Below are 9,526 nucleotides of genomic sequence, written 5' to 3'. Positions count from 1 at the left end.
AACGGGTCGCGCGAACGCGCGCCCGATGGCTTTGCCCACCCTACGGGCTACGCCGCCCGTGGATCATAGACGTACATAAAATCCATGCATCGCGAGGTCACCGGTAGCAGCAGACTCAGCACTTGATCACGAACCCACGCTCCCGCGGCGCTGAATTCGCGCTTGCTGTTGCCGTTGCGGCGGGCGATCGCGACGATCTTTTCCGCGCGCGCGGCGCTCGTGCTCGAAATTCTGGAAGGTCAGGCCGAGTTCCTGTCCGTCGAGCATGAGTTTGCCGAGCCGCATCGCGTCTTCCAGCGCCAGCGAAGCGCCTTGGCCGGCATGCGGGCTGGTGGCATGGGCGGCGTCGCCGATGAGGAGCGAGCGCTTGCGCGACCAGGTCGGCAGGCTCGCGACATCGAGCGTGTCGGTCACCACGATGTTCTCGGCGGCCTCGATGATGCGCGGGATCGGATCGTGCCACCCCCGATAGAAGTCGCGCAAATGCTGCTTCAGCGCCGCCTGATCCATGGCACGGAATGTCGTGGCGTCGACACTATGCGAAGGCTGCGTGCTCCACCACATCACGCCGTCAGCGGGATCGGAACTGCAGAAGCCGTAACCGAAGAAGCCGCTTTGGCCGAACGTGGTCTCGACGCGTCCGCCGATCGATCTGCCTTCGAGCACAGAACGAGGCACGAAGCCGCCGAAACCGATCAGCCCGGTGTCGAATGGTTCTGGTCCGTCCGGCACCACATGGCGCCGCACCTTCGAGTGCACGCCGTCGGCACCGATCAGGAAATCGCCTTCGGCGGTCGTGCCGTCGGCGAAATGAGCGACGATGGGGTGGTCGGGCCGGTCGATGATCTTGACCAGGCGCTTCTCGAAATAGAGTTCGGCGTTCGAGCACCAAGCCTTGTTGAAGAGGATCTCCTGCAGCGTGGTGCGACGCATATTCACCGCCGGCTGGCCAAAGCGCTTCTCCATGTCGCGGTTGATCGAGCCGAGCTTCCTGCCGCCTTGCGAATGGAAATCGAAGGATTCGGCGATCGAGCCCTGACGGATCAGTTCGTCGGCGAGGCCGAGTTCGGCCATCACATGCATGCCGTTCGGCGCGATCTGCAGGCCGCCGCCGATGCCGTTCGAATGCGGCCAACCCTCGTAGACCTCGACGTCGTAGCCGGCACGCTTGAGGAAGATCGCAGCGACAGGGCCGGCGATGCCACCGCCAATGATCAGGGCCTTGCGAGGACGGCGCGGCACGGCTTGCTCCGTTCGGTTGCGTGCGTTAGGAAAGGCGAGTAATTAATTGTCTTAGTTTATGAGATGTATATTTACTAAGAGATAGGAGGGGCCTTGTCAAGGTTGAAGTCGCGCGTGGCGTTGATGCAGGAGCTGGAAGAGGCCGTGCGGCGCTCGTCCGCACAGGGCGTGCTGTACGGGCAAGCCGTTGCCAACGTGGCGGGAATTTCCGGTTCCGACCTCGAATGCCTCGACTTCCTCAATCTCGAAGGCCGCGTGACGGCGGGCCGGCTTGCGGAGGTCACCGGGCTCACCACCGGCGCCATCACCGGCGTGGTCGACCGCCTGGAGAAGGCCGGCTTCGTGCGTCGCGAGCGTGATGAGACCGACCGCCGCAAGGTCTACATCGTAACTGTGCCCGAGAACGCTGCCAGGATTGGGCGCTACTACGTACCGATGCAGGAGGCGATGCAGCGGCTCTGGAGCACTTATTCGGAAGCCGAGCTGCAATTGCTGCTGCGCTTCGCCAATGAAGGCTACAAGGCCGTGCTGGAAGCGACCGAGAAGCTCAAGGGGCTGTTCGATGCGCCCGAGGAGAAGCCGGCTAAGAAGCGCGGGCGGCCGCCTCGGCGGTGAGCGCGCCGCGATAGCGCGCTGCGGCGACATACATGCCCCACATCGCCCCCAGCATCATCCAGAAGTGGCGCCAGTGATCGGTGTCGATGATGAAACTCTCGCCGACGGTGCCGAGGAAGGCTGCGAAGATCGCCAGATAAGTCCGCTGCCAAGGCACGGGCAGGAAGATGTAGCGGAAGCCCGTGACCACGGTGACGAAGACCAGCGCCGGATAGGTCAGGCCGGAGATCCAGCCACCTGACATGAACGCATTCAGATAGGAATTGTGGGTGTCCTCTGGGAAGTAGTTGCGGAATTGCAGCGGACCGATGCCGAAGGGCAGATCGAGCGCCATCTGGGCGCCGAGGATGTGGCGCCCGAACCGGCCGAAGCGGCCTTCGTCGTAGCTCTGGTCGAAGCTCGCGCGCTGCTTGAACATCTGCGCGATCGAGTCGAACGACAACAGGATCGCGACCAGCGCGACTGCGAGGATGACGGCAACCAGCGCCATCACGATGATGCGCGAGCGCTCGGTCTGCGAGCGGCTGGTCAACACCATCAGCGCCAGCATGAATGCCGCGGTGATCACGAGGCCGCCCCAGGCCGCGCGCGAGAACGCGAGCAGGATCGCGAGCGACATGATGCCGAAGGCGATGGTGTTGCGGAATGCCTTGCCGGGAGGATCGGAGACGACGCTTTGCAACGAGAACAGCGCCGGCAGGATCAGGAAGGCGCCGAGCACGTTCGGATCCTTGAAGGTGCCGCGGGCGCGCTCATACAGGGTCAGGAGGTCGTAGCCGCCGGGCACGAGATGGAAATAGCCGCCGATCGCCGCGAGCGATGCGATCATCCCGCCGACGACGAGGCCGCGCCGGAGCATGTCCAGCCGCGCCTCGGTATCTTCGGAAGTAACCATGGCGAAGAACACCACGGTGACCGCCATGTACCAGGACGTTGCGATCCAGGTCGCGACCTCCGGCCTGTCGAGAAACGGAATGGCGCCGATGCTGTAGCCGACATTAAGCAAGATCAGCATCAGGAGCAGCGGCATGAAGGCGAGCCGCATCCGCAGGCCGGTGGCGAAGAAGATGATGATCGCTGTCAGCGTCACCAATTCGTAGGGGCTCGGCTCGATGAACACGATCGCGCCGGAAGCGCCCGCCAGCCACACCATCGCGCGCTGCAGCGCCAGCACGCCGGGCGGAACCGCGGCTTGCGGAAGGGACGTCCCGGCTGTTGCAGCGTAGGCCATCACGAATTCACGCACCTAAACAATACAACGGCGTCATTGCGAGGAGCGAAGCGACGAAGCAATCCATTTATCCCCGAGTTGCGACATGGATTTCTTCGCTCCGCTCGCAATGACGGCTCTCAATACGCGTTCTCGTTCTTGGTCAGCAGCGAGAACGGCGTCTTCAGGAGGATGTAGAGGTCGAACAGCACCGACCAGTTCTCGATGTAATAGAGATCGAATTCGACGCGCTTCTGGATCTTCTCGTCGGTGTCGACCTCGCCGCGCCAGCCGTTGATCTGCGCCCAGCCGGTGATGCCGGGCTTGACGCGGTGGCGCGCGAAATAGCCGTCGGCCGCTTCGTCGAACAGGCGGTTCTGCAACTTGCCCTGCACCGCATGCGGACGCGGGCCGACGAGGGAGAGATTGCCCTTCAGCACGACGTTGAAGAGCTGCGGCAATTCGTCGAGGCTGCTCTTGCGGATGAAGCGGCCGACGCGGGTGACGCGAGGATCGTCCTTGGTGACGACCTTCGAGGCGGTGGGATCGGCCTGATGATGGTAGAGCGAGCGGAACTTGTAGACATCGATCCGCTCATTGTTGAAGCCGAAGCGCTTCTGGCGGAACAGCACCGGGCCCGGACTGTCGAGCTTCACCGCGAGCGCCACCAGCCCCATCACCGGCAGCGCGGCGAGCAGGATCAGGCCGCCGACGATGCGGTCGAACAGCCATTTCATCACCAGATCCCAGTCGGTGATCGGGGCCTCGAACACGTCGAGCGTCGGCACCTTGCCGACATAGGAATAGGAGCGGGGACGGAAACGCAGTTTGTTGGTGTGCGTCGACAGGCGGATATCGACCGGCAGCACCCAGAGCTTCTTCAACATTTGCAGGATGCGGGTCTCCGCCGAGATCGGCAGCGCGAACAACACGAGGTCGACGCGGGTGCGGCGGGCAAACTCGACGATATCGTCGACCTTGCCGAGCTTCGGGCTGCCGGCGCAGCTATCCATCGCGCGATCATCGTTGCGGTCGTCGAACACGCCGAGCACACGGATGTCGGTGTCGGATTGTGCCTTGAGCGCTTCGACGAGCTGCTCACCGTTCTCGTCGGCGCCGACGATCACGGTGCGGCGGTCGAGCCGGCCGTCGCGCGCCCAGCGCCGCACCAGGCCGCGCAGGATCAGCCGCTCGACGATCAGGGCCGCGAGACCCACGAAGAAGAATGCCGTCAGCCAGACCCGCGAGATTTCGCCGCCAAGCTTGACCAGGAACGACACGCCGATGAACAGCAGGAACACGATCGCCCAGGACGAGATCATGCGCGTCGTCTGCCGCAACTGTCCGCGGAACATCTGGATTTCGTAGATATCAGCGGCCTGGAAGCAGACCACCGCCGATATCGTCATGGCGAGGATCGCCGCGACATATTCCCAGCGGAAGCCGGAGAGCGGCATCACGTACCAGAGATAAAGCGCGACGCCGACCAGGCTCAGCAGGATGAAATCGATGAGGCGAACGATGCCGGTGATGACGACGGGCGAATAGGCGCCGCGGACCTTTTCATTGGTAACGGCGAGCGCTGCGGGCGATAGCCTGCGGCGTCGTTCGACCGGCGGACGGCCGCCACCGGCGGTCGCTGCCGCGTCCAGCATCGAGCGTGCATTAATCGGTTCCACGTCGTCACGTCCGTTGTTTGAGCATGATCTTTTCGGAAAACCGGTGCCCACTTTTCCGGATCATGCTCTAGCGACCGCAGATAGGGATGCAGAGGCCGCTGCGGAATTGCCCCGCGTCAGGGATTAGGGGAGAAATCGGAACAAACGGTTACGTGGGTAACTTGTGGTTAACGATTGGCAAATGCATCGCGATAGCCGGCGAGGACGCCCTCGACCATCGCCTTCTGCGAAAAATGCGCCGAGATTCGCTCGCGCAGCGCCTGCGCACGCGCCAATGTCGCCGCGGGATCGTCGAGCGCGCGGCTGATCGCTTCCGCCATCGCAGCGGCGTTGCTTGGCGCAAACAGCGCATCCGTGTGTGGGCCGAAGATCTCGGGGATGCCGCCGACATTGGCTGCCACCATCGGGATCCCCGCGGCCGCAGCCTCGATCACGACATAGGGCATCGAGTCGCCGCGGGAGGGAACGACCAGCAGCTTGCCTTTCGAGAACCCGTAGCGCGCTTTGACATGGCCGATGAAGCGCGCGGCATCGCCAAGTTCAAGCTGTTTGACCTGCGCCTTCAGCTTCTCCGATTCCTCGCCGTCGCCGGCAAGCGTCAGCGGCTTGCCTTCGGCGCGCAGTTTCGCCACCGCGTCGATCAGGAGGTCGGCCCCCTTGATGTGCCTGAACTCGCCGACATAGACGATGTCGGTGGCATCCTCGGCGCGTGCCACCGGATCGAATTCTTCCGCGGTCACGCCATTGAACACGCAGCGCACCACGCCGCTGGTCGGCGTGCCGACCGTGCGTTGATACGTGTCGCGTGCGAAGGCGCTTTCGAACAGGAACAGGTCGGTGCTGTTCATCAGCGCGCGCTCAAGCCGGCTGTAGAAATTGCCCTTCAGCGTGTCGAGCGGGTAGTGCAGCGAGCCGCCGTGCGGCGTGTAGACGCGAATCGTGTGCTTGGAGTGCGGCCGCAGGCGGACGTAAGCGCCGGCCTTGGCGCCGTGGCCGTGCAGCACGTCCGGCTTCAATTTCCAGATCAGGCCGGCGATCTGCGCCCAGACCATCGTATCGGCAAACCGCGGCTCGCGGCGAATGGCCACACGGCGGACGCCGAGCTTTAGGCGCGGTTCGATTTCCGCTAGCGCGGTGGCGGCGCGCTCGCCGCCGGTGATGCTGTCCGTGACGATGCCGACGTGATGGCCGCGCTCGATCTGTCCGTTGGCAACGTCGAGGATATGACGAAAGATCCCACCGACAGGGGCTCGCACGACATGCAGGATGCGAAGCGGCTGGTCGGATTCCATGGTCACAACGCACGCCCGCCAATGAATATGCGATCGCGGGCTGAAGCGCCGCGCGCAAGCATCGAAAGCAGGCAAAAGGCAGCGGCGCGCAGGCGGCGCATTCTGGGAATCCCGGCAAAATATCGCGGCCGATTAAGGACGCCCATGGTTAACAAAGCATGACGCGCGGGCGTGTGCGCCCGTGCTGTTCGTCAACCGGGCCGATTAACCCAGCGGCAACCTTAATGGAGTGTAATCGCGCCGGCTGAGACAGATTGAGTGGCGTCCCCGCGGGAGTGAACAATGCGTTTTGCGTTCTGGCGTGCAGGCAAGGAGAGGGCCGTGGTCCAGCGCGCGCTTGCAAAGCCCGCGCCGGCTGTGGGCGAGCCCGCGACCGTTGCCGCGTCGCCTGCGGGCGATCTCGACCTGCCTGCGCTCGGCCGGGCGCTGATGCGCAAGCGGAGCTGGATCATCGTGCCGACGGTGCTGGCGTTCACGCTGTCGCTTGCCGCGGTCAATATGGTGACGCCGCGCTACAAGTCGGAAGCGCGCATCCTGATCGACGGCCGCGAGAACGTGTTCCTGCGGCCGAGCGGCGAGCGCAACGAAGAGCGCAACGTCGTCGATCCGGAGGCCGTCACCAGCCAGGTGCAGCTCCTGCTGTCGCGCGATCTCGCGCGCGAGATCATCAAGAAGAACAAGCTTGCCGAGCGGCCGGAATTCGATCCCGTGCTGCAGGGCTTTTCGCCGCTGAAATCGCTGCTGGCGCTGTTCGGCATCGGGCGCGACCCGTTCTCGCTGACGCCGGAAGAGCGCGTGCTGGAAGCCTATTACGAGCGCCTGCAGGCTTACGCGGTCGACAAGTCACGCGTCATCGTCGTCGAATTCCAGTCGCGCGATCCCGAGCTTGCCGCACGCGTCGCCAACTCGATCGCCGAAGGTTATCTGGTGCTGCAGCAGAATGCGCGGCAGGAGCAGGCGAAAACGGCGAGCCAGTGGCTTGCCGGCGAGATCGAGAATTTGCGGAAGAAAGTCGCGGACGCCGAATCCCGCGTCGAGGATTTCCGCTCCAAGTCGAGCCTGTTCGTCGGCACCAACAACACCTCGCTGTCCAACCAGCAGATGGGCGAGCTCAACACGCAGCTCAACAATGCGCGTGCACTGAAGGCGGATGCCGAGACCAAGGCGCGGCTGATCCGCGAGATGCTGCAGAGCGGCAAGCCGATCGAAGCTTCCGAAGTGTTCAATTCCGAACTGATCCGCCGCCTCAGCGAGCAGCGGGTCACGCTGCGCGCGCAGCTCGCCGAGCAATCGTCGACGCTGCTCGACAATCATCCGCGTATCAAGGAATTGAAGGCGCAGCTTGCCGATCTCGATCGGCAGTTGCGCGAGGAGGCGGCCAAGATCTCCCGCACGCTCGACAATGACGCCCGTGTTGCCGGCGGCCGCGTCGAGGCGCTGAGCGCGAGCCTCGATCAATTGAAGAAGCAGGCGTCGTCCTATAACGGCCAGGACGTCCAGCTCCGCGCACTGGAGCGCGAAGCCAAGGCGCAGCGTGACCTGCTTGAGTCCTATCTGGCGAAATATCGCGAAGCCAATACCCGCGAGAACATCGACGCAGGACCGTCCGATGGCCGCATCATCTCGCGCGCGTCGGTGTCCAACACGCCGGCCTATCCGAAGAAGCTGCCGATCGTGCTGATCGCGACGCTGGCGACGCTGTTGCTTTCTTCGGGCATGGTGGTGACCGGCGAGCTCCTGCGCATGACCGCGCCGCGCGCCGCCGCATCGGTCGTGCCGCAGACGACGGGCGCGGGCGCCGGTTCGCGCTGCCGCCGTCGAGAGCGACGAGCAGGAACCGGAGCTGGAGCCGGCAGCGGAGCCCGAGCCCGAGGTCGAGGCCGCATCCATCGCGCCGCAGCCTGAAGCCGCCGCAGCCATCGGGGAAATCGAGCTGCTCGCCGAGAAGCTGCGCCGGGCTGGCGCCGACGCACGCAAGGTCACCGTGCTGGGGACGGCCTCGAGCGAGAGCATCGCGCTGACCACGCTGACGCTGGCACGGCTGATGGCCCGCGAAGCCAAGGTCGCCGTCGTCGACCTCGCAGCGGCGTCTCCGACGATAGCGGCGGTCTCGACCGATCCTGGCGCGCCGGGGCTTGCCGAATTGATGCAGGGGCAGGCGACGTTTTCCGAGATCATCACGCGCGACCGGCTGTCACGGGTCAACCTGGTCAGTGCCGGCCGCCCCGGCTTCGATCGCACGCAACTGCAGTCGCCGCGGCTGGCGCTCGCGATCGACGCGCTGCTAGGCGTCTACGACCACGTGCTGCTCGATGCCGGCACGGCTTCCGACCTGCCTGCCGATCTGTTGACGGCGCATGCCCGCGCCGTCGTGGTGCCGGATGCCTCGATGGCCGACGATGCCCGCCGCCTGATGCGCGAGCAGCTTGCCGCTGTCGGTTTCTCGGAAGTGACGATGCTGACGAAGCCGTGCGAGCCATCGGACGCCGTCGAGCCGGGCCCGCGCGTGGTCGCAGCGTAGACCAACGGCGCTAAAGCGTGATGACTTTTCTTCGAATCGTCATCCCGCTTTAGCTCTTTGTTTGAGCATGATCTTTTTCGGAAAACCGGTGCCCACTTTTCCGGATCATGCTCTAGGAGGCCGAGACCTTCAATCGGTCGGCGTGAACTCGGTTGCCTGGACGATCGCTTTCCACCGATCGGATTCGGATGCGAGCAGCCGGTTAAAGTCGGCCATCGGGATCGCGTCAATCTCGACGAACTGTCTTGCCATGCCGGCTTTGACCTCGTCGGTGCGCAAGGCCGCCTGGATCGAGCCATTGAGCCTTTCGACGATGTCGGCCGGGGTCTTTGCCGGAACGAAAAACCCAAACCATGTGAGGTCCTCAAGCGAGGGATAACCGGCTTCGGCCATCGTGGGCACATCGGGAAGAAACGCGCTGCGGCGTGGACCGGTGGTCGCCAGCGCACGAAGCTCTCCGGACTGGACGAGGCCAAGGGAACTGCCGAGCGGCATGATGGCCGAGGCGATCTCGCCTTTCACGAGATCCTGTAGCGCGGCCCTGCCTTGATAGGGCACGTGGAGATACTCGAACCGCGCAGTGCGGCCCAGCATCGCTCCGATGAAGTGCAGCGTCGATCCAGCGCCCGCCGTGCCGTAGGTCGCCTGCGTCGGATTGGCGCGGCACCATGTGATGAATTCAGCCAGCGTCTTTGCCTCACGCGGCACCTTCGGACCCACCGTCAGCAATGTCGGGAATGAGGCGACGGTCGATACCGGAGTAAAATCCCGCGGCTCGTATCTGAGTGTCTTGTAGACGTGAGGGAACAGCGTCAAGAAGCCAAGTGGCGCCAGCAGAAGGACAGATCCATCGGGGGCGGCGGCCCTCACGGCTTCCACCGCGACGCGTCCGCTCGCACCTGGCCGGGTCTCGACCACGATCGACGCCGCATAATCCTTCATCGGATCGGCGACGAGCCTTGCCACG

Annotated in this window: 5 protein-coding genes and 2 pseudogenes; 2 read left to right on the top strand and 5 right to left on the bottom strand. The window is 64.2% G+C overall.

The genetic code is table 11. The annotated features are described in order from the left end of the window. Positions 1–47 precede the first annotated feature (47 nt). Positions 48–1,242: pseudogene (locus CWO89_RS35850) on the bottom strand (FAD-dependent oxidoreductase). 123 nt (positions 1,243–1,365) lie between these two features. On the opposite strand from CWO89_RS35850, the gene CWO89_RS35845 reads away from it, so the two are divergent. Further along, complete coding sequence (locus CWO89_RS35845) at positions 1,366–1,857, top strand: MarR family winged helix-turn-helix transcriptional regulator (protein ID WP_130583137.1); 492 nt, start codon at positions 1,366–1,368, stop codon at positions 1,855–1,857. On the opposite strand, the gene CWO89_RS35840 is transcribed toward CWO89_RS35845, so the two are convergent. From CWO89_RS35840 to CWO89_RS35830, 3 genes are all read right to left on the bottom strand, one after another. Continuing rightward, a complete protein-coding gene (locus tag CWO89_RS35840; RefSeq protein WP_165421465.1) occupies positions 1,826–3,088 on the bottom strand; it encodes an O-antigen ligase family protein in 1,263 nt (420 codons plus the stop codon). The genes CWO89_RS35845 and CWO89_RS35840 overlap by 32 nt on opposite strands. 119 nt (positions 3,089–3,207) lie before the next feature. Continuing rightward, a complete protein-coding gene (locus tag CWO89_RS35835; protein WP_165421464.1) occupies positions 3,208–4,746 on the bottom strand; it encodes an undecaprenyl-phosphate glucose phosphotransferase in 1,539 nt (512 codons plus the stop codon). A gap of 167 nt (positions 4,747–4,913) precedes the next feature. After that, positions 4,914–6,038: a glycosyltransferase family 4 protein gene (locus CWO89_RS35830; RefSeq protein ID WP_130583135.1), complete on the bottom strand. Its 1,125-nt coding sequence runs from the start codon at positions 6,036–6,038 to the stop codon at positions 4,914–4,916. Positions 6,039–6,320: 282 nt separating this feature from the next. Here CWO89_RS35830 and CWO89_RS35825 point away from each other — a divergent pair. Beyond that, positions 6,321–8,559: pseudogene (locus tag CWO89_RS35825) on the top strand (GumC family protein). Positions 8,560–8,688: 129 nt separating this feature from the next. Here CWO89_RS35825 and CWO89_RS35820 read toward each other — a convergent pair. Next, positions 8,689–9,526 (bottom strand): Bug family tripartite tricarboxylate transporter substrate binding protein (locus CWO89_RS35820; protein WP_130583133.1); only part of this gene is annotated, 838 nt, incomplete at its 5' end.

Source organism: Bradyrhizobium sp. Leo170, from assembly GCF_004296405.1.
Taxonomy (GTDB): Bacteria; Pseudomonadota; Alphaproteobacteria; order Rhizobiales; family Xanthobacteraceae; genus Bradyrhizobium.
Note: the sequence above shows the minus strand (reverse complement) of the source record. Positions and strands in the feature narration are given on the sequence as shown.